This window comes from Arsenicicoccus sp. UBA6765 (genome assembly GCF_002453335.1).
Lineage (GTDB): Bacteria > Actinomycetota > Actinomycetes > Actinomycetales > Dermatophilaceae > Arsenicicoccus > Arsenicicoccus bolidensis.
Map to the genome: position 1 here is coordinate 13,971 of NZ_DKGR01000019.1, position 21,215 is coordinate 35,185.

At 73.6% G+C, this 21,215-nt stretch carries 22 protein-coding genes; 2 read left to right on the plus strand and 20 right to left on the minus strand.

Annotated elements, in window-relative coordinates:
* Positions 1-4: 4 nt before the first annotated feature.
* The 8 genes from hemL to B4K29_RS05415 form a co-directional block, all read right to left on the minus strand.
* Positions 5-1,351, minus strand: coding sequence for a glutamate-1-semialdehyde 2,1-aminomutase (hemL, locus tag B4K29_RS05380; RefSeq protein ID WP_286961200.1), 1,347 nt, complete (start codon positions 1,349-1,351; stop codon positions 5-7).
* Positions 1,352-1,399: 48 nt separating this feature from the next.
* Positions 1,400-1,897, minus strand: a complete 498-nt coding sequence (locus B4K29_RS05385; protein ID WP_019286457.1) for a MarR family winged helix-turn-helix transcriptional regulator — start codon at positions 1,895-1,897, stop codon at positions 1,400-1,402.
* A 60-nt stretch (positions 1,898-1,957) separates the two neighbouring features.
* Positions 1,958-2,932 (minus strand): porphobilinogen synthase, encoded by a 975-nt coding sequence (gene hemB, locus B4K29_RS05390; protein WP_286966570.1) that lies wholly within the window; start codon positions 2,930-2,932, stop codon positions 1,958-1,960.
* Positions 2,933-3,010: 78 nt separating this feature from the next.
* A complete protein-coding gene (locus tag B4K29_RS05395; protein WP_376786870.1) occupies positions 3,011-4,702 on the minus strand; it encodes a uroporphyrinogen-III synthase in 1,692 nt (563 codons plus the stop codon).
* A 12-nt stretch (positions 4,703-4,714) separates the two neighbouring features.
* Positions 4,715-5,701 carry a hydroxymethylbilane synthase gene (hemC, locus tag B4K29_RS05400; RefSeq protein WP_286966572.1) on the minus strand — a complete coding sequence of 329 codons (987 nt, stop codon included), beginning with the start codon at positions 5,699-5,701 and terminating at the stop codon, positions 4,715-4,717.
* Entirely contained in the window at positions 5,694-7,022 is a 1,329-nt protein-coding gene (locus B4K29_RS05405; protein WP_286966573.1) for a glutamyl-tRNA reductase, read from the minus strand. Before B4K29_RS05405 ends, hemC begins: the two co-directional genes overlap by 8 nt.
* Positions 7,019-7,693 (minus strand): redox-sensing transcriptional repressor Rex, encoded by a 675-nt coding sequence (locus B4K29_RS05410; protein WP_286966574.1) that lies wholly within the window; start codon positions 7,691-7,693, stop codon positions 7,019-7,021. The genes B4K29_RS05405 and B4K29_RS05410 overlap by 4 nt, the downstream gene beginning before the upstream one ends.
* Positions 7,694-7,793: 100 nt before the next feature.
* A complete protein-coding gene (locus tag B4K29_RS05415; protein WP_286961185.1) occupies positions 7,794-8,045 on the minus strand; it encodes a glutaredoxin family protein in 252 nt (83 codons plus the stop codon).
* Positions 8,046-8,212: 167 nt separating this feature from the next.
* Here B4K29_RS05415 and B4K29_RS05420 point away from each other — a divergent pair, with 167 nt between their 5' ends.
* Both B4K29_RS05420 and B4K29_RS05425 read left to right on the plus strand, forming a co-directional pair.
* Entirely contained in the window at positions 8,213-8,932 is a 720-nt protein-coding gene (locus B4K29_RS05420; protein ID WP_286966575.1) for a sigma-70 family RNA polymerase sigma factor, read from the plus strand.
* A gap of 129 nt (positions 8,933-9,061) precedes the next feature.
* Positions 9,062-10,975 carry a hypothetical protein gene (locus B4K29_RS05425; protein WP_286966576.1) on the plus strand — a complete coding sequence of 638 codons (1,914 nt, stop codon included), beginning with the start codon at positions 9,062-9,064 and terminating at the stop codon, positions 10,973-10,975.
* Between the two features lie 289 nt (positions 10,976-11,264).
* Here B4K29_RS05425 and B4K29_RS05430 read toward each other — a convergent pair whose 3' ends face one another.
* From B4K29_RS05430 to B4K29_RS05485, 12 genes are all read right to left on the minus strand, one after another.
* Positions 11,265-12,239 carry a lysophospholipid acyltransferase family protein gene (locus B4K29_RS05430; RefSeq protein WP_286966577.1) on the minus strand — a complete coding sequence of 325 codons (975 nt, stop codon included), beginning with the start codon at positions 12,237-12,239 and terminating at the stop codon, positions 11,265-11,267.
* Positions 12,236-13,303: an NAD-dependent epimerase/dehydratase family protein gene (locus tag B4K29_RS05435; RefSeq protein ID WP_286966578.1), complete on the minus strand. Its 1,068-nt coding sequence runs from the start codon at positions 13,301-13,303 to the stop codon at positions 12,236-12,238. Before B4K29_RS05435 ends, B4K29_RS05430 begins: the two co-directional genes overlap by 4 nt.
* Before the next feature lie 202 nt (positions 13,304-13,505).
* Positions 13,506-13,604 (minus strand): 30S ribosomal protein bS22, encoded by a 99-nt coding sequence (locus B4K29_RS05440; protein ID WP_003792170.1) that lies wholly within the window; start codon positions 13,602-13,604, stop codon positions 13,506-13,508.
* A gap of 172 nt (positions 13,605-13,776) precedes the next feature.
* Positions 13,777-13,977 carry a helix-turn-helix domain-containing protein gene (locus B4K29_RS05445; RefSeq protein WP_019286471.1) on the minus strand — a complete coding sequence of 67 codons (201 nt, stop codon included), beginning with the start codon at positions 13,975-13,977 and terminating at the stop codon, positions 13,777-13,779.
* Between the two features lie 180 nt (positions 13,978-14,157).
* Positions 14,158-15,354, minus strand: coding sequence for an acetoin utilization protein AcuC (locus tag B4K29_RS05450; protein WP_029212737.1), 1,197 nt, complete (start codon positions 15,352-15,354; stop codon positions 14,158-14,160).
* A 55-nt stretch (positions 15,355-15,409) separates the two neighbouring features.
* Positions 15,410-15,961, minus strand: a complete 552-nt coding sequence (locus B4K29_RS05455) for a GNAT family N-acetyltransferase (RefSeq protein WP_019286473.1) — start codon at positions 15,959-15,961, stop codon at positions 15,410-15,412.
* Positions 15,962-16,112: 151 nt separating this feature from the next.
* Complete coding sequence (gene proC / locus B4K29_RS05460) at positions 16,113-16,934, minus strand: pyrroline-5-carboxylate reductase (RefSeq protein ID WP_019286474.1); 822 nt, start codon at positions 16,932-16,934, stop codon at positions 16,113-16,115.
* Between the two features lie 238 nt (positions 16,935-17,172).
* On the minus strand, positions 17,173-18,129 hold the full coding sequence (locus tag B4K29_RS05465; protein WP_034254121.1) for a proline dehydrogenase family protein: 957 nt from the start codon (positions 18,127-18,129) through the stop codon (positions 17,173-17,175).
* A 59-nt stretch (positions 18,130-18,188) separates the two neighbouring features.
* Entirely contained in the window at positions 18,189-18,923 is a 735-nt protein-coding gene (locus B4K29_RS05470) for an ABC transporter permease (protein ID WP_286966579.1), read from the minus strand.
* Entirely contained in the window at positions 18,920-19,738 is an 819-nt protein-coding gene (locus B4K29_RS05475) for an ABC transporter ATP-binding protein (RefSeq protein ID WP_029212739.1), read from the minus strand. Before B4K29_RS05475 ends, B4K29_RS05470 begins: the two co-directional genes overlap by 4 nt.
* 68 nt (positions 19,739-19,806) lie before the next feature.
* Positions 19,807-20,385 carry a TetR/AcrR family transcriptional regulator gene (locus B4K29_RS05480; RefSeq protein WP_019286478.1) on the minus strand — a complete coding sequence of 193 codons (579 nt, stop codon included), beginning with the start codon at positions 20,383-20,385 and terminating at the stop codon, positions 19,807-19,809.
* Positions 20,382-21,212, minus strand: coding sequence for a sugar phosphate isomerase/epimerase family protein (locus tag B4K29_RS05485; RefSeq protein ID WP_286955274.1), 831 nt, complete (start codon positions 21,210-21,212; stop codon positions 20,382-20,384). Before B4K29_RS05485 ends, B4K29_RS05480 begins: the two co-directional genes overlap by 4 nt.
* Positions 21,213-21,215 lie beyond the last annotated feature (3 nt).

The window sequence follows — 21,215 nt, forward strand, 5'->3', positions numbered from 1 at the left end:
CTCGTCACGCTCCCATCGTAGCATCGTCGGCTGAGGCCGCCCTGGCAGCGGCCGGCAGGGCCGCGAGGACGCGGTCGACCGCCGCGTCGTCGTGGGCGGCGCTGACGAACCAGCACTCGTAGGCGCTCGGGGGCAGGTGGACGCCCTGGCTGAGCATGCTGTGGAAGAAGCGCCCGAACGCGGCGGTGTCCTGGCCCTGCGCGTCCGCGTAGGACAGCACCGGGCCCTCGCGGAAGAAGACGGAGAACATCGAGCCGGCCCACTGGATCGTGTGGGCCACCCCGGCGGCGGCCAGCTCGGCGGCCACGCCGTCGGCGATCGCGTGCGCCGCGTGCTCGAGGCGCTCGTAGACCGCGGGCGTGCAGCCGCGCAGCGTGGCGAGGCCGGCGGCGGTGGCCACGGGGTTCCCCGACAGGGTGCCGGCCTGGTAGACGGGGCCGTTGGGCGCGAGGTGCTCCATCACGTCCCGGCGCCCGCCGAAGGCCGCGGCCGGGAAACCGCCGCCCATGACCTTGCCGAAGGTGAACAGGTCGGGGGCGCCGTGGACGGTCGGGCCCTCGAGGCCGTACCACCCGGCGGCCGAGGCGCGGAAGCCCGTCATGACCTCGTCGCTGATCAGCAGCGCGCCGTGCTCGCGGGTCGTCCGGCGCAGGGCGGCGGTGAAGCCGGGCGCCGGCGGGACCATCCCCATGTTGCCCGGGGCGGCCTCGGTGATGACGGCAGCGATCTCGTCGCCGCGGCGCGCGAAGGCCTCCTCGAGGGCGCGGACGTCGTTGTAGGGCAGCACGATCGTCTCGCCGGCCGAGCTGGCGGGGACGCCCGCGGAGTCCGGCAGGGCGAAGGTCGCGACGCCGCTGCCCGCGTGCGCCAGCAGCGCGTCGACGTGGCCGTGGTAGCACCCGGCGAACTTCACGACCGCCGAGCGGCCGGTGAAGCCCCGCGCGAGGCGCAGCGCGCTCATCGTGGCCTCGGTGCCGCTGGACACCAGGCGCACCTGCTCGACCGGCTCGACGCGGTTGACGATCGCCTCGGCGAGCAGCACCTCGTTCTCGCTGGGCGTGCCGAAGCTGAAGCCCTTGTGCGAGGCCTCGTGCACGGCCTCCAGGACGGTGGGGTGCTGGTGCCCGAGGATCATCGGCCCCCAGGAGCACACCAGGTCGACATACTCCCGGCCGTCCACGTCGGTGAGATAGGGGCCGGTCGCGCTCGCCATGAACCGCGGGGTCCCACCGACGGATCGGAAGGCCCGGACCGGGGAGTTGACCCCGCCGGGGATCACGGCGCTCGCCCGCTCGAACCACGCCTCGGAGGCGGGAGCGGCAGACGGGTATGACGGGGGCTGGGTGGTCATGCGGCTCAGTCTCTCAGCCCGGCCGGGCGCGGGTCGAACCCGTGCTCGTCAGTCGCCGCAGACGCGGGCGACCTCGGCCCGCTGCTGCTGCGAGGTGCCGTTGTCGTCACGGACCCGGGTCATGGCGTCGCCGAGCGCCTGCACGAGCTCGGGCGACAGGGCGTCCAGCCAGTGGCGGCGCACGCTCTCGACGTGGACGGGGGCCATCTCGACCACGGCCTCGACGCCGGCGTCGGTCAGGACCAGCTCGACGCCGCGCCCGTCGCCGGGGACCGGGTGCCGCTGGACCCAGCCGCGTCGCTCGAGGCGGTTGGCGGTGTGGGTGAGGCGGGACCGCGACTGGACCACGAGGGCGGCCAGCTCGGACATGCGCTCCCGGCGTCCGGGCTGCTCGGACAGCATGGACAGGATCTCGTACTCCGACAGCGAGACGCCGTGGGTCTGCAGGTCACGGTCGAGGGCGACCTCGAGCAGGCGCTGCCCACGCAGGTAGGCCCGCCACGACACCTGCTCCGTCGGGCTCAACCACCGCACGTCGTCCGTCACAAGACCCTCGTTCCCCTGGGTGCCGTCATTCGGGGCACCGACAAGCACCCAGCGTAACGACTAGTTCAGCCAGCGTGCTGCCGAGCTTGCGTAATAGGTGAGGATCTGCTGCGCACCGGCGCGGTGGATGCTCGTCAGGGCCTCCAGCGCGACGCGGTCGCGGTCGATCCACCCGTGGGCCGCGGCGGCCTCGATCTGGGCGTACTCCCCCGACACCTGGTAGGCCGAGACGGGCACCGTGGACTCGGCCGCGACGGCGGCCAGCACGTCGAGGTAGGGCAGCGCGGGCTTGACCATGACCATGTCGGCGCCCTCCTCGATGTCGAGGCGGGTCTCGCGCAGCGACTCGGTGAAGCTGGCCGGGTCCTGCTGGTAGGTCGCGCGGTCGCCCTGCAGCGAGCTGGAGACGGCCTCGCGGAAGGGGCCGTAGAAGCCGGAGGCGTACTTGGCGGCGTAGGCCAGCACGATCGTGTCGGTGTGGCCGGCCTCGTCGAGGGCTCGGCGCACGTGCCCGACCTGGCCGTCCATCATCCCGGAGAGCCCGAGCACGGTGGCGCCCGCCTCGGCCTGGGCCAGGCCCATCGCGGCGTAGCGCTCCAGGGTGGCGTCGTTGTCGACACCGCCGCGGGCGTCGAGGACCCCGCAGTGCCCGTGGTCGGTGAACTCGTCGAGGCACAGGTCGGCCATGACGACGAGCTCGTCCCCGACCGTGTCGGCCAGGCGGCGCAGGGCGACGTTGAGGATGCCGTCCGGGTCGGTCGCGCCGGACCCCACGGCGTCCTTGCTGGTGGGGACCCCGAAGACCATGATCCCGCCGACCCCGGCCGCGACCGCCTCGCGCGCCGCCTGCTCGAGGGTGTCGAGGGAGTGCTGCACCACGCCGGGCATGGATCCGATGGGTGTCGGCTCGGTCGCCCCCTCCTTGACGAACACCGGCAGGATGAACTGGGCCGGGTGGAGGCGGGTCTGGGCCACGAGCCGGCGGACGGCCGGGCTCTGGCGCAGGCGGCGGGGGCGGTGGAGCGGGTAGCTCAAGGGTGTCTCCAGCAGAGGTCGGGTGGTGCGGTCGTGTGGTGCGGTCGTGGACGCGAGGTGGTGGTGCGCCGGCGGTGCTCAGCTGCGGCGGCGCCGACGGCGCTTGCTGGGCAGCACGATGGGGTCGCCGGCGTCGTAGGACGCCCGAGCGAGCGTGTGTCCGTGGTCGGCGAGCGCGTCGACCAGGGCGTCGGCGCTGGCCTCGGGGGCGAGGACGTCGACGTGCAGGCCGTGCTCCTCGGCGGTGCGCGCCGTCGCGGGACCGATGCAGGCCACGACCGTGGCGCGGTGCGGCTTGCCGGCGATGCCGACGAGGTTGCGGACGGTGGAGCTCGAGGTGAACAGCACGGCGTCGAACTGGCCGGTCTTGATGGCCTCGCGCACCTCGGCGGGCGGCGGTGAGGCGCGCACGGTGCGGTAGGCCGTGACGTCCTCGACCTCCCAGCCCATGTCCTGCAGCCCGGCCACGAGGGTGTCGGTGGCGATGTCGGCGCGCGGCAGGAAGACGCGGTTGATCGGGTCGAGGAGCACGTCGTAGGGCGGCCACTCCTCGAGCAGCCCCGCGGCCGACTGCTCCCCGCTCGGGACGAGGTCGGGCACGAGACCCCACTCGCGCAGGGCCGCGGCCGTGGTGCCGCCGACGGCCGCGATCCGCAGTCCGGCGAAGGACCGCGTGTCCAGGCCGTACTCCGTGAACTTCTCGCGCACGGCGCGGACGGCGTTGACCGAGGTGAAGCCGATCCACTCGTAGCGCCCGGTCACCAGGCCGGTGATGGCCTTGTCCATCTGCTGCGGGGTGCGGGGCGGCTCGATGCCGATGGTCGGGACCACGGTGGCGGTCGCGCCGTATGACGCGAGCCGGTCGACGACGCCGGTCGCCTGCTCCTTGGTGCGGGGGACGAGGACGTTCCAGCCGATCAGCGGCCGCGTCTCGAACCAGCTCATGGTGCCGCGCAGCTCCACCGTGCGGCCGATGACGGCCAGCAGCTCCTGGTCCTCGTCGGCGTGGTCGAGGACGTGCGCGGCGTCACCCAGGGTGGTCGCGCTCGTGTGCTGGTGCGCCGTGGTGCCGTGGTCGGTCAGCGCGACGGGCGTCTCGGGGGCGCGACCGGCGTCCAGGAGGGTGCTGAGCTGCTCGACCAGCCGTCCGGGGGTCCCGGACATCACCACCGTGACGTCCTCGGCGGCGGACGCCTCGAGGTCCTGCGGCAGGGCCGCGTCGCACACGTGCAGCCGCGGGGAGTCCTGGGAGGTGAGCGGGATCCCGGCATACAGCGGGACGGCCAGCAGGCTGGAGACGCCCGGAACGACCTCGTAGGGGACGTCGGCCTCGCTCAGGGCGCGGCACTCGGCCTCGAGCCCGGAGAACACGCCCGGGTCGCCGCTCATGAGCCGCACGACCAGGCCGGCCCCCCCGAGGCGGCCCACCGCGTCGAGGAGTCGTTGCAGCGCCAGCGAGCCCGCCGGCCCGGAAGGCGCTGGGCCGTCGGACGTCGTCGCAGCCGGGTCGACGCGGCCGACCGGGACGAGGGGCACCACGTCGACGTCCTCGCGGCAGTGGCGACGCACCACCTCGACGTCGTCAGGACGGTCCAGCAGGACGATTCGGGCCTGGCCCAGGAGCTCGGCCGCCCGCAGCGTGAGCAGGCCGGGATCACCCGGACCGGCCCCCACGAAGGCGACGTGCGCACGCGCCCCCGTCGCCGCCCGGGGTGCGGGCACGGGGCCGTGCCTCCCGGTGGTCCTGCCGGTGCTCGAGGCCTTGCGCATCGTGGGGTGCTCCTACGCCAGGGGATCGGTGCTCTGGGGGGCAGTCTGACCCACCCCGGTCGGGCTGCCAAGTCCGCTCCCCACCCCGGCGAGTCCGGCGGCGCCGTCCTCCAGGAGCAGCTCGGCCAGGCGGTGACCGAGGTCACGGGGCTCGGTCCAGGACCCGGTCAGGGAACGCCGCAGTCCGTCGGACCCGTCGGGGCTCCCGACGAAGGCCCGCAGGGACAGCTCCAGCCCGTCCTCGGACTCGACCACCTCGGCCAACGCTCCAACGGGCGCGGTGCACCCCGCCTCGAGCCGGGCGAGCAGACCCCGCTCGGCCTCGACGCAGGCGCGGGTCTCGGCGTCCTCGATGCGGGCGAAGACCTCGCGCAGGGGGTGGTCCTCGCGGCACTCGAGCGCGAGGGCTCCCTGCCCCGCGGCGGGGAGCACCTGAACGGTGTCGAGAGCCTCGCTGACCACGTCCAGCAGCCCCAGCCGGGACAGGCCGGCCATGGCGAGGACCACAGCGCCGCACCGTCCGTCGCGGACGTGCTGCAGCCGGGTGTCGACGTTGCCGCGGATGGGCACCAGCTCGACGCCGAGCCCGAGCGCGGCGATCTGGGCGGCGCGGCGGGGCGAGCCCGTGCCCACGACCGACCCGGGCGGCAGCTCGGCGAGGGTCAGGCCGTCCCGGGCGCAGAGGGCGTCACGGGGGTCCTCGCGACGGGGCACGGCGGCGATGACGAGGCCGGGCTCGGGGGCGGAGGGCAGGTCCTTGAGCGAGTGGACGGCGCAGTCGACCCGGCCGTCGAGCAGCGCCTCGCGGATCGCCGAGGCGAAGACCCCGGTGCCGCCGATCGTGGTCAGGGGGGCGGCGCTGACGTCGCCCTCGGTCGTGATCTCGACGAGCTCGACCTGCAGGCCCAGCTCGCGCAGCCGCTCGGCGACCCAGCCGGACTGGGTGGTGGCGAGGGCGCTGCGGCGGGTCCCCAGGCGGACGATCTGCTGCTCAGGCATCTGCGTGACCGATCTCCACGGCGGGTTCGACGTTGGCGGCCGACACGGCAGCCACGGTGTGCGGGTCCAGGTCGAAGAGCCGGTGCAGCGCCTCGGCGTAGCTGCCGGTCACGTCCTTGTCGGCCATCTCCTTCACCCGCACGGTGGGGGTGTGCAGGATCTTCTCGACCACGCGGTGGACCGTCAGGGCGACCTGCTTGCGGGTGGCCTCGTCCATGTCCGGGGTGCGGGTGTCGAGTCGCTCGAGCTCGGCATCGACGACCGAGCGGGCGCGCGAGCGCAGCGCCGTCAGCGTCGGGGCCACCGCCTGGACGCGGCGAGCCGCGAGGTATGCCGCGACCTCCTCCACGACCAGGTCGCGCACCTGCTGGACCTGGGCGGGGACCATGCCGTCGCGCGCCATGAGCTCTCCGAGGCGGGAGAGGCCCACGACCTGCACGCCCTCGACCTCGCTCACGGCTGGGTCGACGTCGAGGGGCAGGGCCAGGTCGACGTAGGCCTGCGGGCGGTGGTGGCGGGCGGCGGCGACCTGCTCGGCCAGCTCGCGGCCGACGATGCGACCGGACGCGCCCGTGCAGGTCACGACCACGTCCGCGGAGGCGAGCGCCTCGACGCGCTCGGCCCAGGGGACGGTGCGCGCGGCATACGCGCGGGCCAGGTGCTCGGCCTTGGCCTGGGTGCGGTTGGCGATGATCACCTCGGCGGCCCCGGACCGCGTGAGCGTGGCGACGGACAGGGCGCTCATGGCCCCGGCACCGATGACGAGCACGGACCGCTCGGTCAGCGGACCGACGTGTCGCTCGGCCTCCTCAAGCCCGGCGCTCACCAGCGACAGGGACACGTCGTCGAGCTCGGTCTCGGTGTGGGCGCGCTTGCCGACGCGCAGGGCCCGCTGGAACAACGCGTTGAGCTCGGGCCCGACCTCCTCGCGCGACTGGGCCGCGCGCAGGGCCGCGCGCATCTGACCGAGGATCTGGCTCTCGCCGATCGCCATGGAGTCCAGGCCGCAGGCCACCGAGAAGGCGTGGGAGACCGCCCGGTCCTCGTGGTGGACGTAGAGGTGGTCGCGCAGCACCAGGGCGTCGACCTCGGTGACGTCGGCGATCGCCTGGCCGATCTCGCCCACCCCGCCGTGGAAGGTGAGCACGTCGGCGTAGACCTCGGTGCGGTTGCAGGTCGTCACGACGAGCGCCTCCCGCACCTGCTGGCTCGTCGCGAGGACGGACCTCAGGGTCTGGGCACGGTCGTCGCCGAGCGTCGTGCGCTCGAGCAGGTCGATGGGGGCGCTGCGGTGAGACAGGCCGATGACGAGCAGGGTCACGCGGGGGCACCTCCGAGGGCCGACGCGGGCGAGGTCCGCGAGCGGTGGGCGAGCAGGCGAAGCTCGGACGACAGGTCGACGGCCCGCACGTCGGTGGTCGACGGGACCTGCAGGGTCGTGGGGGCGAAGTTGAGGATGGCGCGGACGTCGGCGGCCACGAGCAGGTCCGCGACCTGCTGGGCGGCCGACGCGGGGGTCGCGACCACGCCGATGACGCGTGGACCGTGCTCCGAGACCGCGTCGGTGAGGCTGGCCACGTCCTGGACCACGAGGCCGAGCACGGAGCCGCCGACGACCTGCGGGTCGTGGTCGAACAGCCCGACCACCTCGAAGCCGTCGCCGTCGAAGCCACCGTGGGAGGCGAGGGCCTGGCCGAGCCGGCCCATCCCCACGATGACGACGGGGCGCACCTCGTCGCGCCCGAGGACCGACACGAGCTGGTCGGTCAGCACCGCGGTGTCGTAGCCGACGCCGCGCACGCCGAGCGAGCCGATCTGGGACAGGTCCTTGCGCAGCATGGCCGAGCTGACGTGGGCGGAGGCGGCGAGCTCCTCGGAGGAGACGCTGCCCACCCCCCGGGCAGCGAGCGCGGCCACCGCCTCGAGATACAGGGGTAGCCGGAGCACGGTGGCGTCGGACAGCTCACGACGCTCGGCGACCTCGACCTTCACAGCCCCTGGGGCTCCCTTCTGCCCGCCCCGTCCGGCGGGTAGGCACCGTTGTCCAGGGTATGCCCCGGCCTGGCGGGCACCCAAAAGGACGGTGCGGCCGTCACCCGAGCGCCCGTCGCAGGCGTGCGGGATCGACCCTCCAGTAGTCGTGCTGGCGCCCGTCGACGAAGACCACGGGGATCTGCTCGGCGTAGCGCTCCCGCAGGTCCGGGTCGTCATCGATGGAGTACTCCGCGACGCTCACCCCCTGCTCCCCGGCGACCTCGTGGATCGTGGCGCGCGCGACGTCGCACAGGTGGCAGCCGGGGCGGCCGAGCAGGACGACGCGGGCGCTGGTGAGGTCGGTGTGCACGGTGCCGACTCTACGGGGGCCGGTGCGCGCGGGGCGGACGCGCCGGCACGTCCCGGCCCGGCAAGCTCGTCCCGGGCAGCCGCCATGTGCTGCAATGGGAGTCGCTCGGGCCAGGAGGACCTATCAAGACCATCGCGACGGCGCGGCATCGCGACACTCTCCTACGGGTGACCACGCGACTCCCCGCACTCCTCGGCGCCCACCCGCACGCGGGGGGCGCCATGTCTGCGTCGGTCACCGTCGACCTGAGCGCGCTGTGGCTGGCGCTGTCGGACCCGCCGGGCGGATCCGGCACCGGGGGCGGGTCGTCCTCCGGTGGGAGCGGGCCGGACCCCGACGAGCTGGAGCGGGTGCGCGCCCTCGTGGTCCTCGCGCAGGGCGGCGACCAGGACGCGTTCGGGCAGCTCTACCAGCGCTACGTCCAGGTGGTCTACCGCTACATCTACGTGCGCGTGGGGTCGGTCCACACCGCCCAGGACCTGACCAGCGAGACCTTCCTCAAGGCGCTGCGCAACCTGTCGGGGTTCACGTGGCAGGGCAAGGACATCGCGGCGTGGTTCGTCACGATCGCCCGCAACGTCGTCAACGACCACGCCAAGTCCTCGCGCTTCCGGCTCGAGGTGACCACCGAGGACATGCGGGACGCCGACACCGAGGTCGAGGCGCCCGAGGGCGAGGTGCTCCAGCGGATGCGCGACGAGCGACTCCTGCAGGCCGTCGCCCAGCTGCGCCCCGAGCAGGCGGAGTGCGTGACGCTGCGGTTCGTCCAGGGGCTCTCCCTCGCCGAGACCGCCGAGGTGATGGGCAAGAAGGAGAACGCCGTCAAGCAGCTGCAGCTCCGGGCCGTGCGTGCGCTGCAGCGGGCGCTGGAGGGCGAAGACCTGTGACGGTTCCCGTAACCTACGGCCCGCTCGCTCGTTGAGCATGACGGACCAGCACACCCAGACGCAGACGCAGACCCAGACCCAGACCCAGACCCAGACCCGGACCCAGACACTGAGGAGAGGAGGGGTGCCATGGTGAGCTTCATCGACGACTTCGTGTCCCGCGCTGACGCCGACGCCTTCGAAGCCATGCTCCAGGGCACGACACCACCCTCCCCCGCGATGTCCGACCTGCTGAGCCTGACCCAGCAGGTCGCTTCCGTGCCGGTCCCCGGGCCCGACCCGTCGTTCGTCGCCGGCCTCGCCGCCACTCTGCGCACCGAGGCGGCGGCCGTGGCGGCCTCCCCGCCGACGCCCGCTCCCGCGCCGGTCTCCCAGCCTTCCGTCCTCACGATCCACGGCACCTGGCCCAAGGTCCTGGCCGGCGCTGCCGCGGGTGTCGTCGTGGCCGGCACCGGCCTCGGGGTCGCGTCCCAGGGGGCGCTCCCCGGGGACGCGCTGTATGCCGTCCGCGGGGTCGTCGACGGCCTCGAGGTCCGTCTCGCGGGGTCCGACGGGGCCCAGGGCCGGACCCTGCTGGCGCACGCCCGCGAGCACGTGGCCGACACGAGCGCCCTGGCGGATCGGACGCCGCAGGTCGCCGACGACATCCGCACGTCGTTGAGCGACGCGGCCGCGTCGGTCGAGTCCGGCCAGACCGAGCTGTTCGCGGCCTTCGACGACACGCGGGAGCCCGACCACCTGCGGGTCGTCCAGGAGTTCACGAGCTGGGTCCAGCCCCAGCTGCAGACGCTGCGGCAGAAGGTCCCGGCCGAGGCGCTCGGCGAGCTCGCCGCCCTGCAGAGCACCGTTGACAAGGGCTCCACCGAGCTGCGGGCCAAGCTCGTCGCGTGCGGCGAGTCCTGCTCGGGGATCGCCGTCCCGGCTCCGGGGCCGAGCGCCACCACGTCGCCCTCCTCGCCCGCTCCGTCGACCACGGCCCCGCCCTCGACGTCGCCCTCGCCGCCGAGCCCCTCGTCGCCCACCACGATCCCGCCGCTGCTCACCTCGCCCGGCGCCACGGTCACGGTGCCCGCGCCCAGCGTCCCCAGCACCCCTGGCCGCACCACGCGGCCCCAGCGACCGACGACGGTGCCGGACGAGCCCCGACCGCGCCCCACCACGGACCCGACCCGGACCCGCACGCCTCGGCCCACCGCGCCCCGACCGACCACCACGGACGCGGACCCCACGCCCACCCGCTCCACCTCGACACCCACCCCGTCTGGGCCGAGGCCGTGCCCGCCCGGCCAGGTGTGGGTGCCGCTGCCCGGCACCGACCTGGGGACCTGCCTGCCCAAGCCCAAGGTCCCGACCGTCACGGCAACGATCGTCCTGCTGCCGGTCGTGGTGCCCCCGGTCGTGGTGCCCGATGCGCCTGATGTGACCGTGCCCGATGCGCCGGACCTGCCCGGCGCTCCCGAGCCAGAGCCCACTGCGCCCGCGGCACCCGAGCCGTCGGAGCCCGGGGCGCCCGAGCCGCCGGTGACCCCGCCGGCCGAGACCGTCACTCCCCTGCCGAGCATCCCGACCAGCGCCGCCCCGGGGCTGCCCGGCCCGACCGCCCCGGTGCCGACGACCACGAGCGCAGCGCCGACCCCGACCGCCACCACGACCGAGCCCGTCCCGACGACGCCGGCTCCCACACCCACCAGCTCCACGACGGAGCCGACTCCCACGCAGACGACTCCGGCTCCCACACCCACCAGCACCACGACCGAGCCCGTCCCGACGACGCCGGCTCCGACGACCCCGGCGCCCTCGGACATCCCGACGGGGGTCCTCGTCACGCCGGAGGCTCCGCGGTTCGCCGACCACTGCGTACCGGGCAACGGGATCGTGCACCTGCCGCGCACGACCGGGGTGAGCTACGAGTGGGACCGCCGCATCGGGCTGATCACCACCACGGTGGTCGTCGACGCAACCCCGGAGCCGGGCTACGCGTTCGCACCGGGCACGACCAGCCGGTGGACGCGCGACTATCCGGGCACCTGCGGGAGCGACTGACGTCTGCTGGCCCCGGGCCCGTGCCGGCACGACGCCGCTGACGCCGACCACGGCTGGGGGCGGCGCTCGTCATACGAGCTGACCGAGGGGCCCCTGCGGTCGCCCTCCGCCTCGGCGACCGTCCCCCGTCGGTCCGGCCATCCTCGGTCTGGTGCTGCAGCACCAGACGGGAGACGACCAAGCAGACGGGGGACGCAGCCCGAGACCCCGGACGGAGCCGCCCTGCCAGGAGGCGGCAGGGCCACGCCAGGGCGCACGAACGCCGTGCGTGCGGATCCACCTGAGCAGGTCAGCCGAAGAAGGCGGAGTCCCGGGTCGCGAGGAGGCGGTAGAGGCTCTCCTGGATCGTCTGCCGGATCTCGTCGGTGAGCGCGAACACCGTCATGGGGTCCTCCCCTGCCCCGGCCCCGAGCTCGTCGGTGCGCACCGGCTCGCCGAACTCGATGATCCACTTGCTGGGCAGCGGGACCAGCCCCATCATCCCCAGCCACGGGAAGGTCGGCGTGAGGGGGAAGTAGGGCATGCCCAGCAGCTTGGCCAGGCCCGAGGCGTTGCCCAGCATCGGGTAGGTCTCCTCCGCGCCCACGATGGAGCACGGCACGATCGGCACCCCGGCGCGCAGGGCAGCGGCGACGAATCCCCCACGCCCGAACCGCTGCAGCTTGTAGCGCTCGCTGAACGGCTTGCCGACCCCCTTGAAGCCCTCGGGCCAGACGCCGACCAGCTCCCCCGCCCTGAGCAGCCGCTCGGCGTCCTCGGCCGTGGCCAGGGTGGAGCCGGACTTGCGGGCCAGGTCCCCGACGACGGGCGTGGCGAAGACGAGGTCGGCACCGAGCATGCGCAGGTGCCGTCCCGCCGGGTGGTCGTCATACAGGGCCACCTGCGTCATGAGCGCGTCGAGCGCGATCGTCCCGGAGTGGTTGGCGACGACCAGGGCGCCGCCCTCGGCGGGGACGTGCTCGGCGCCGCGCACCTCGACGCGGAACCAGGAGCGGTAGAGGGGGCGCAGCAGGGGCAGGTAGGCGTGCAGCGTGAAGTCCTCGTCGAAGCCGAACTCGTCGACGTCGTAGTCGGCGGTCAGGCGGCGGCGCACGAAGGCCAGCAGCTCGGCGATCTGCCGTTCGGCCTCGTCCGGCGGGATCTTGGCCAGAGCGGCGGCGCTGCGCAGCACCTGCACGACGGCGTCGACCACGGCGTCCACGTCGATCGGGGGCACGGCTCGCGTCGGGTCGGCCGGATGTCCGGGGCGAGGGTCGTCGGTCACGAGCGGGCTCCGGGGGTTGAGGACGGGTCGGGGAGCCACCCCATGGCGGCCAGGACGACCTGGGCGCGGCCCAGCCCCGTGCGGGCGAGGTCGACGCCCGGCACGGTCAGCCCGGCCGTCTCGGCGAACGACGCGAACGCCTCCCGGCTCGTCCGGCTCGGCTCGAAGCCCAGACGTTCCCTCATGCGGGTGGTGTCGACGACGCGGCCGTACGCCAGCTGGCGGAACTGCCCCTCCGGGAAGGTCGCCATCCGGGACCAGCCGTAGCCGCGCCGCAGCAGGCCCTCGGTCTGCAGGGGCGCCTGCACGACGGGCCGGTGCATCATCCGTGCGCACTGGAGCACGGTGAGCACCCCGTCGCCGGCGACGTTGGTGACGCCGGTGACGCGGTCGGCGTCAGCGGTGGAGGCCAGCACGGTCGCCCGGACGCAGTCGTCCTCGTGGACGAACTGCAGGCGCCCGTCGAAGCCCGCGGGGACCGGCACGACCGGGAGGCTGAAGTAGTCGGTGAGGGCCGTGGCGATGCTCGGCCCGATGACGTTGGCGAAGCGCAGGACGGACACCTCGACGTCGGGGCGGCGCCGCGCGAACCCCGCGACGTAGGACTCCACCTCGGACGAGTCGCGCCCGAAGCCGTTGGCCGTGCGCACCCCCAGCGCCGCCGACTCGGTGAACACCGCGGGGTCGTGCGGGGAGGCGCCATACACCGCCGCCGCGGACTTGACCACGAGCCGCCGCAGCGAGGTGGCCTTCTGGCACGCCGCGAGCAGCTGCATCGTGCCGATGACGTTGATCTCCTTCTGCGACGCCCGGCCTCCGGCGGCCGTGGGGGTCGCGAGGACGCCCATGTGGACGACGGTGTCCACTGAGTACTGCTCCACGAGCCGGGTGATGACCGGGTTGCGCAGGTCCACGCGCACGAAGTCGACCCCGATCAGCGGACGTCTCGGTGGCACCACGTCGATGCCGATGACGCGGCCCACGTCCTCGCGGGCGGCGAGCGCCGTCGCGGCGAGCCCGCCCAGCAGCCGAGAGACACCCGTGACGAGCACGACGTCGGGCACGTGGACCTCCTGGGTGACGTTCGGTGACGCTGGGCTGGCGGCGGGCTGGCGGCGGGCTGGCGGCGGGCTGGCGGCGCGGCTGGTGGCCAGGCTGCTCGCGTGGCTGCTGGGGGGAACCTGTCCCGAGCCTAGGCCAGGGGTGACGCCGACGGCACCCGGGCATGACCAGAGCCCCCCGACCGTGGTCGAGGGGCTCTGCTGGTCACTTCTTGTTGCGGCGCTGGTGACGCGTCTTGCGAAGCAGCTTGCGGTGCTTCTTCTTGGCCATGCGCTTGCGGCGCTTCTTGATCACGGAACCCATAGCGTGTCCTTCGTCGAGCTGATCTGCAGTGTCGGTCGTGAGCCTCGTGCCGGTGCACGACGTTGTCACGTGCGCGTGGCGCGCTCACCGCCGACGAGGGAATCCGCCCCAGCCTAGCGCCCCGGGCTCTCCTCACCCAATCGACCGAGGCCGTATGCCGTCCGCGCCGGCCTCACGCGGTCTCGGTGTAGGCGCGCGCGAGGTACTCCTCGACGACGTGCTCAGGGACGCGGAAGGACCGTCCCACCCGGACGGCGGGCAGCTCTCCGCTGTGGACGAGGCGGTAGACGGTCATCTTGCTCACGCGCATGCGGGCCGCGACCTCGGCGACCGTGCAGAAGCGGACACCGTCGAAAGGACGTTGGGACGACATAGGGGATGGCTCACTCTCCGGGCACGAGGTGTCGTCGGCTTCCCCGTCGAGTCTTCACACGCGTGCTGGTTGGCACTCTAGAGCTCCGGTCACGCCGCGTGAGCAATCCGCGATGAGATTCACCCATGCTGTCCAGTCGACACGCCGCCGACCCCATGATCGGCGCCCATCTTGTGACTGCTAGTCGAACCAGACGTCGAGCCCGTGCAGCGGGAACGCCGCCTCGCGGGTGGCCATGACGGCGCGGTCCACGGGGTCCTCGGGGTCGTAGCCCGACTCCCAGCCCCGCCACCAGACGATGCCACCCTCGGCCACGCCGTCGCTCATGGACTCGGGCCCGGGCCGGCCGTGGCGCTCCAGCACGTGGTCGCGCCAGGCTTGCGGGATCGGGGTGTCCAGCCGGATCGGGTGGTGCGTGGCGATGGCCGTGAGGTGCGTCCAGGCGCGGGGCACCACGTCGACGACCTCGTAGCCTCCCCCGCCGAGGGCGACCCAGCGGCCGCCGCTCACCTCGTGGGCGAGCCGGTGCAGGCCCTCGAAGGCCTGCCGCTGGGCGTCCACCGAGATCGCGAGGTGCGCGAGCGGGTCCTGGTAGTGCGAGTCGCACCCCTGCTGGGTGATCAGGACGTCGGGGGCGAAGGCCCGCACGAGGGGGTTGACGGTGGCGTTGATCGCCCGCAGCCAGGCCGCGTCGCCGGTGCCCGGCGGCAGGGCCACGTTGATCGCGGTGCCGTCGGCCGAGGGGCCGCCGAGGTCGCGAGGGAAGCCGGTGCCGGGGAAGAGCACCCGGCCCGTCTCGTGCACGGACAGGGTCATGACGCGCGGATCGTCCCAGAAGCAGCGCTCGACGCCGTCGCCGTGGTGGACGTCGATGTCGACGTAGGCCACCCGCTCGGCGCCGTGCTCGAGGAGCCAGTGGATGGCGACGGCCGCGTCGTTGTAGATGCAGAAGCCGGCGGCCCTGTCGGGCATCGCGTGGTGCATGCCGCCGCAGAAGTTGACGCCGTGCAGCGCCCGCCCCTCCCACACGTCTCGGGCGACGGCGAGGGTGCCGCCGGCGATGCGGGCGCTGGCCTCGTGCATGCCGAGGAAGGCAGGGTCGTCCTCGGTGCCGATCCCGAACGCCTGGTCGGCCTGGGCGGGGTCCTCGCCCGCCGCACGGACGGCCGCGATGTAGTCCCGGTCGTGGACCCAGGCGAGCTCGTCGTCGGTGGCGACCGGGGGGGACACGAGCTCGACGTCGTCGTGGTCGAACAGCCCCAGCTCGCGGCACAGTCGCGCGGTCAGGTCCAGACGGACGGGACTCATGGGGTGGCTCGGCCCGAAGTCGTAGCGCGTGAAGACCTCGTCCCAGACCACTCTCGTCGGCATCGACATGGAGCCGACCGTACCCGTGCGGGACAGGCCCGGCACGACGAGGCTCGCTAGCCGGTCAGACGCTGGTGCTGGCCACCGAGCCCGGGTCGTCCGCGAGGGGCAGGATCATCATCATCTCGTCGTCGTCGTCCTCGGTCGGCTGGTGACCGCGGGCCACCATGGGACGACGGGTGTCGGTGACCCGGAAGCCGTAGGAGCTGGCGAACGCCACGGCCGGACCGTTGTCGGTGCCCACCCAGTAGGACAGGTGGCGGCAGTCCATCGACCGGGCGATGCCGGAGGCGGCGCGGACCAGCTCGACGGCGACGCGGCGACCGCGCAGCTCGGGCCGGACCCAGATGCCGAACAGCTCGGCCATGGCGTCGTCGCTGCCGTCGCGGGGCGCCTGCGCCCGCACGCTGGCGACGCCGACCGGACCGTCCGCCGCCTCGGCCACGAGGCGGGTCGCCCGGGCCATGCGCTCGTGCCACAGGTCGTCGGAGAAGTCGCGCTCCTCCTCGTAGGTGGCCGCGAAGGCGTCCGGGGACTCCTTGAGCGCCGCCAGCCGGATGGTCCGGTAGAGCTCCCAGTCATCATCGGTCAGCACGCGCACGGTCAGCTCGGTCATGTCCCGCATCCTTTCATGGTGTCCGTGGCCGCTGCTACACCGGTCTGCGACCGATCCAGCGGGGCGCTGCGGCCTCGATCCGCAGGCGTGGCCGGAGATTTCAGTTGGGTCGAGGAGCCGGTGGGGTCGAGGGGCCGGTGGTGCCGAGCGTTCAGTGACCGCGGCCCAGCTCGGCCGAGCGTTCGGTCGCGGCCCGCACCGCCGCCACGACGGCGGCCCGGGTGGCCCGTTCGTCGAGGACGGCCAGGCCCGCGGTCGTCGTGCCCCCCGGCGAGCTCACCCGCTCGCGCAGGATCGTCGCCGAGTCGTCCCCCTCCGCCAGCATCGTGGCAGCACCGAGCAGGGTCTGCACAGCCAGGGTCGAGGCGACGTCGCGGGGCAGGCCCATCAGGACACCGCCCTCGGTCATGGCCTCGGCGAGGTAGAAGACGTAGGCGGGCCCCGAGCCGCTCACCCCGGTGACGGCGTCCAGGTGCTTCTCGGGCAGGGACAGCACGGCCCCCGACGGCTCGAGCACGGCACGCGCCAGGGCGAGGGCCTCGTCGCCGCAGCGGCTCCCGGGGCTGACCACGGCCATGCCCTGCCCCACCAGGGCCGGGGTGTTGGGCATGACCCGCGCCACGGCGATCGAGTCGGGCAGGTGCTCCTCGATGGCGGCGGAGGTGACGCCGGCGGCGACGCTGACCACGACGTCGCCCTCGCCGAGCCCGCCGGCCATCGCGTCGAGCAGGGCCGGGACGTCGGCCGGCTTGACGGCGACCACGTGCACGTCGGCCGCGCCGGCGGCCTCGGCCACGTCGGAGGTCGTGCGCACGGCATACGACCCGGCGAGCTCGGAGAGTCGCTCGCTGCTGGTGTCGACGGCGAGGACCTGGTCGGCCGGGTGCCCGCCGCGGACCAGGGCGGCGAGGATCGCCGACCCCATGGCGCCGACGCCGTAGAACGCGATCGTGCGGGACGCGAGGTCAGTCATCGGAACTCCCTGTCGAGGTTGCGAGGTCGGGTGCGCTCGCCAGTATGCCGAAGCCCACCGACAACCCCTACCCCGCGCCATTGGTCACCACTGGCGGATTTGATCGTTCGAACCGTGCCTCGAGACGTCATTGGTGACCAATGGCGGCGCGGCGCGGCGCGCGGTATGGCGGCGCGGCGCGGTGCGGGGACGGCGCGGCACGGGGACGCGGGGCGCGGGGCGCGGAGAGGCCAGGTGATCAGCGGCGCGAGAGCAGCGAGCGCACGAAGAACGTGACGTTGGTGGGGCGCTCGGCGACGCGGCGCACGAGGTAGGAGTACCAGGCGGGGCCGTAGGCGACGTACACGCGCATGCGATCGCCGCGGTCGGCGATCGCGGTCTGCTCGAGGGGGCGGATGCCGAGGTACATCTGGTACTCGAAGTGCTCGGGCCCCTTGTCGTAGGACCGGGCGAGGGCGGCCGCGATCGAGGTCATGCGCGGGTCGTGGGTGGCGACCATGGGGTATCCGACCCCCTCCATCAGGATCCGCAGGCACCGGACGTAGGACCGGTCGACGTCCTCCACCGCGTCGAAGGAGCGGCGCTCGTCGAGCTTGTAGGCGCCCTTGACCAGCCGGACCCGGACACCTTCGGCAGCGAGGTCGCGGCAGTCCTGCTCGGTGCGCCGCAGGGCCGCCTGCAGGGCGATCCCCACGCCGGGGAAGTCCTGCCGCAGCTCGCGGAGCAGCTCCAGGGTCGGCTCGACCGTCTCGAAGCCCTCCATGTCGAGGGTCACGTCCAGGCCGGCGTTGTGCGCGGCCCGGCACACGCGCCGCAGCTGGGCGAGGGCGAGGGACCGGCCGGTGGCCTGGTCCAGGCGACCGAACGCGGCGGGACGGACGCTGAGCTCGAGGCGGTGGTCACCGACGAGCCCCCGGGAGACGGCCTCGGCGACGAGCCGTTCGTACTCGTCCACGGTGGCGTCGCTGCGGGCGCGCGAGTCGGCGTCCGGCCCGAGGTAGGACACGGTCACCGCGCGGCCGGTCTCCATGAGGTCGCGGGCCGCGCCGAGCGCCGACTGCGTGCTGTCCCCGGCGATGAAGCGGGCCAGGATGTCGCGCGTGCCCGGCGACTCCTCGATCACCGACTGCACGCGTCCGATGCGGGCGAGCCGCAGGGAGGAGGCGCGCAGGGCGTCACCGAGCTCCAGGATCATGGTGGCGCCTTCCGCGCAGGGATCAGGTGGTGAGCCCCAGGCTAGACCGTCCTCGGTGGTCACGGCGTCCGGCGGCGCAGGGTCGCGGCCCCCAGCGCGATCGCCGCCACCACGAACCCCGCCATCACGGCGACGTCGCGCCACACGTCGGCGGCGGCGTCGGCCTGCGTGGCCACCGCCGTCATCGCGTCCACGGCATAGCTGAGGGGCAGCACGTCGCTGAGGCCGCTCAGCACGCCCGGCATGGCGTCGCGCGGCGTGAGCAGCCCGCACAGCAGGAACTGCGGCAGCACGAACGCCGGCATGAACTGCACGGCCTGGAACTCCGTGGTCGCGAACGCGCTCACGAACAGCCCGAGGGTGCACCCGAGGACCGCGTCGACGACGGCGACCAGCACCAGCAGCCCGAGCGAGCCGCGGACGTCCAGGCCGCACACCCACACCGCCCAGGCCGTGGCGACCAGCGCCTGCAGCAGCGCGAACACCCCGAACGCCAGGGCGTAGCCGCCCAGCAGGTCGCCCTTGCCGAGGGGCGTGGTGAAGAGGCGCTCGAGCGTGCCCGACGAGCGCTCCCGCAGGGTCGTGACGCTCGTGACGATGAACATCACCACGAAGGGGAATACGCCGAGCAGGGCAGGACCGACCCGGTCGAAGACGGGCGTCCCGTCATACACCCAGGCCAGGAGGCCGAGCAGGACGCAGGGCACCACGAGCAGGAGGGCGACGGTGCGCCGGTCGGAGCGGATCTGGGCCAGGATCCGCCCGGCCGTGACGAGCATGAGTCGGGGGTTCATCGGGAGCCTCCATCCGCTGGGCCGTCTGCGTCCGAACGGTCGATGAGGGTGAGGAAGGCCTGCTCGGCGTCGTCGGCGCCGGTGGCGGCGAGCAGCTCGGGATAGGTCGAGTCGGCGAGGACGCGCCCCTCCCGGACCAGGACGAGCCGGTCGCAGCGCGCCGCCTCGTCCATGACGTGGCTGGAGACGAGCAGCGTCGTCCCGTCGTCGGCCAGGCGGTGGAACAGGTCCCACAGGCTGCGGCGCAGCACCGGGTCCAGCCCGACGGTCGGCTCGTCCAGGACGAGCAGGCGCGGCGACCCCACGAGCGAGCAGGCCAGGGACGCCCGGCTGCGCTGCCCACCGGACAGGGCCCGCGTGAGGTCGTCCGCGTGGCTGGTCAGGTCGACGAGCTCGAGGACGCGCGACACCTCGGCCTGGACGTCGCGGACCCCGAGCAGGCGGGCGAAGTAGGTGACGTTGGCGGTCACCGAGAGGTCGTCGTAGACGCTCGGGCTCTGCGTCGTGTAGCCGACCTCGCGCCGCAGGTCGGCGGACCCGGCCGGGCGGCCCAGCACCAGGACCTCACCGCCGTGGGTGACCTGCACCCCGACGACGGCACGCAGGAGGGTGGACTTGCCGCCGCCGGAGGGGCCTAGCAGACCGACCACCTGGCCGACCGGCACCTGGAGGTCGAGGCCGTGGAGGACCTCGCGGGCGCCGCGTCTGACCACGAGGGAACGCACGTCGATCGCCGCCGCTGCGGGCGCGGGCACGCGTGCCGGGTCGAGGTCGACCGCACCCGCCTCGTGCCGTCCGCGCTGTCTTTTCATCATGTGATGAAATCTAGACCTGTGCCAGCCTCCCCACAACCCCCGCCCTGGGGGCATGAGGGTGGGTCGGGTCAGAGATCGAGATAGCGCTGTATGACGGGACCGACCGCCGCCACGAGCTCGTCGGGCTCGGCGTCGGCGACACCGGGCAGCCCTGCCACGTAGCGCGCGAACGCCAGCCCGATCATCTGGGTCGCCACCAGCGCGGCCCGGCGCTCCAGGTCCTGCGGGCCGACGCGCGCCGCCACCCGGCCGAAGACCTCGTGCAGGAGGAACTGCCTGAGCAGGGTCATCGGGTCGTCGTGGGTCGCCGCCGACCGCAGCAGCGCCGCGATGCGTTCGCGCCCCTCGGGGTTGTCCCACACGTGGAGGAAGCCGCGCACCAGGGACTCCCCGAGCCGGTCGTCCGGCACATCGAGGATGCGGTCGACCACGACGCGCGGGTCGAAGGGCACCTCCATGGCCGCCGCGAACACCGCGGTCTTGCCGTCGAAGTAGTGGTGCACCAGGGCGGGGTCGACGCCGGCCGCGCGCGCCACGCCCCGCAGGGAGGTGCCGTCGTAGCCCTTGGCGGCGAGCTCGGCCCGGGCCGCCTCGACGATCTGTGCCCGGGCGTCCTCCCCCGCGGGTCGCCGTCCGCGTGGGCTCATGCGCCGCCGTCGGGCTCGGGCTGGGCAAGGTGGCGGCGCGCGAAGGCCAGGGACTCGGCCAGGTCCTCGCGGCGCTGGTGGGCGCTGACCTTGCGGGTGCTGACCTCCACCACGACGGATCCCGCGAACCCCGTGGAGGCCAGGTGCTGCAGCAGCTCCTTGGCCGGCTGCGAGCCGCGCCCCGGCACGAGGTGCTCGTCGAGCGCGGAGCCCAGACCGTCGGTCAGGTGCACGTGGTGCAGCCGGTCGCCGAGCGCCTGCGCCATCTCGAGCGAGTCCTCCAGGGCCGTCGCGGCGTGCGACAGGTCCAGCGTCACGTTGTCGTAGGGCTGCTCTACGGGGTCCCAGTGCGGCAGGTAGGCCTGCACCAGACGCTCGCCGGCGCGCCAGGGATACATGTTCTCGACGGCGATGGTGATGCCCGACTCGTGCTCGCGGGTCGCGACGCCGTCGACGAACTCGCGGGCGTAGACGCGCTGCCAGCGGAACGGCGGGTGCACCACGACGGTGTCGCAGCCGACAGCCCGGGCCAGGTCGAGGGACATGTCGATCTTGGGCCAGGGGGCCGAGTGCATGACCCGCTGCGTGAGCAGCAGCGTGGGGGCGTGGATCGACACCACCGGCAGCTGGTGCTGCTGCACGAGGTCGTTGATCGCGGCGGCGTCCTGCGACACCGGGTCGGTGTAGACCATCACCTCGACGGCGTCGTAGCCCAGGTCGGAGGCGATCCGGAAGGCGTCGCGGACACGCTCGGGATAGACCGACGAGGTCGAGAGGGCGACGAGGGGGGACGGCACGGAGGGCCCTGCTGGCTGGTGTGCGGTCACGTC

Bases quoted from the DNA above. Each gene is read 5' to 3' on its own strand.
- hemC (WP_286966572.1), bottom strand. From the start codon at position 5,701: ATGCCTGAGCAGCAGATCGTCCGCCTGGGGACCCGCCGCAGCGCCCTC.
- B4K29_RS05475 (WP_029212739.1), bottom strand. From the start codon at position 19,738: ATGATGAAAAGACAGCGCGGACGGCACGAGGCGGGTGCGGTCGACCTC.
- B4K29_RS05465 (WP_034254121.1), bottom strand. From the start codon at position 18,129: ATGATCCTGGAGCTCGGTGACGCCCTGCGCGCCTCCTCCCTGCGGCTC.
- B4K29_RS05395 (WP_376786870.1), bottom strand. From the start codon at position 4,702: ATGCGCAAGGCCTCGAGCACCGGCAGGACCACCGGGAGGCACGGCCCC.
- B4K29_RS05470 (WP_286966579.1), bottom strand. From the start codon at position 18,923: ATGAACCCCCGACTCATGCTCGTCACGGCCGGGCGGATCCTGGCCCAG.
- B4K29_RS05445 (WP_019286471.1), bottom strand. From the start codon at position 13,977: ATGTCGTCCCAACGTCCTTTCGACGGTGTCCGCTTCTGCACGGTCGCC.
- hemL (WP_286961200.1), bottom strand. From the start codon at position 1,351: ATGACCACCCAGCCCCCGTCATACCCGTCTGCCGCTCCCGCCTCCGAG.
- B4K29_RS05455 (WP_019286473.1), bottom strand. From the start codon at position 15,961: ATGACCGAGCTGACCGTGCGCGTGCTGACCGATGATGACTGGGAGCTC.
- B4K29_RS05425 (WP_286966576.1), top strand. From the start codon at position 9,062: ATGGTGAGCTTCATCGACGACTTCGTGTCCCGCGCTGACGCCGACGCC.
- B4K29_RS05450 (WP_029212737.1), bottom strand. From the start codon at position 15,354: ATGTCGATGCCGACGAGAGTGGTCTGGGACGAGGTCTTCACGCGCTAC.
- B4K29_RS05480 (WP_019286478.1), bottom strand. From the start codon at position 20,385: ATGAGCCCACGCGGACGGCGACCCGCGGGGGAGGACGCCCGGGCACAG.
- proC (WP_019286474.1), bottom strand. From the start codon at position 16,934: ATGACTGACCTCGCGTCCCGCACGATCGCGTTCTACGGCGTCGGCGCC.
- B4K29_RS05440 (WP_003792170.1), bottom strand. From the start codon at position 13,604: ATGGGTTCCGTGATCAAGAAGCGCCGCAAGCGCATGGCCAAGAAGAAG.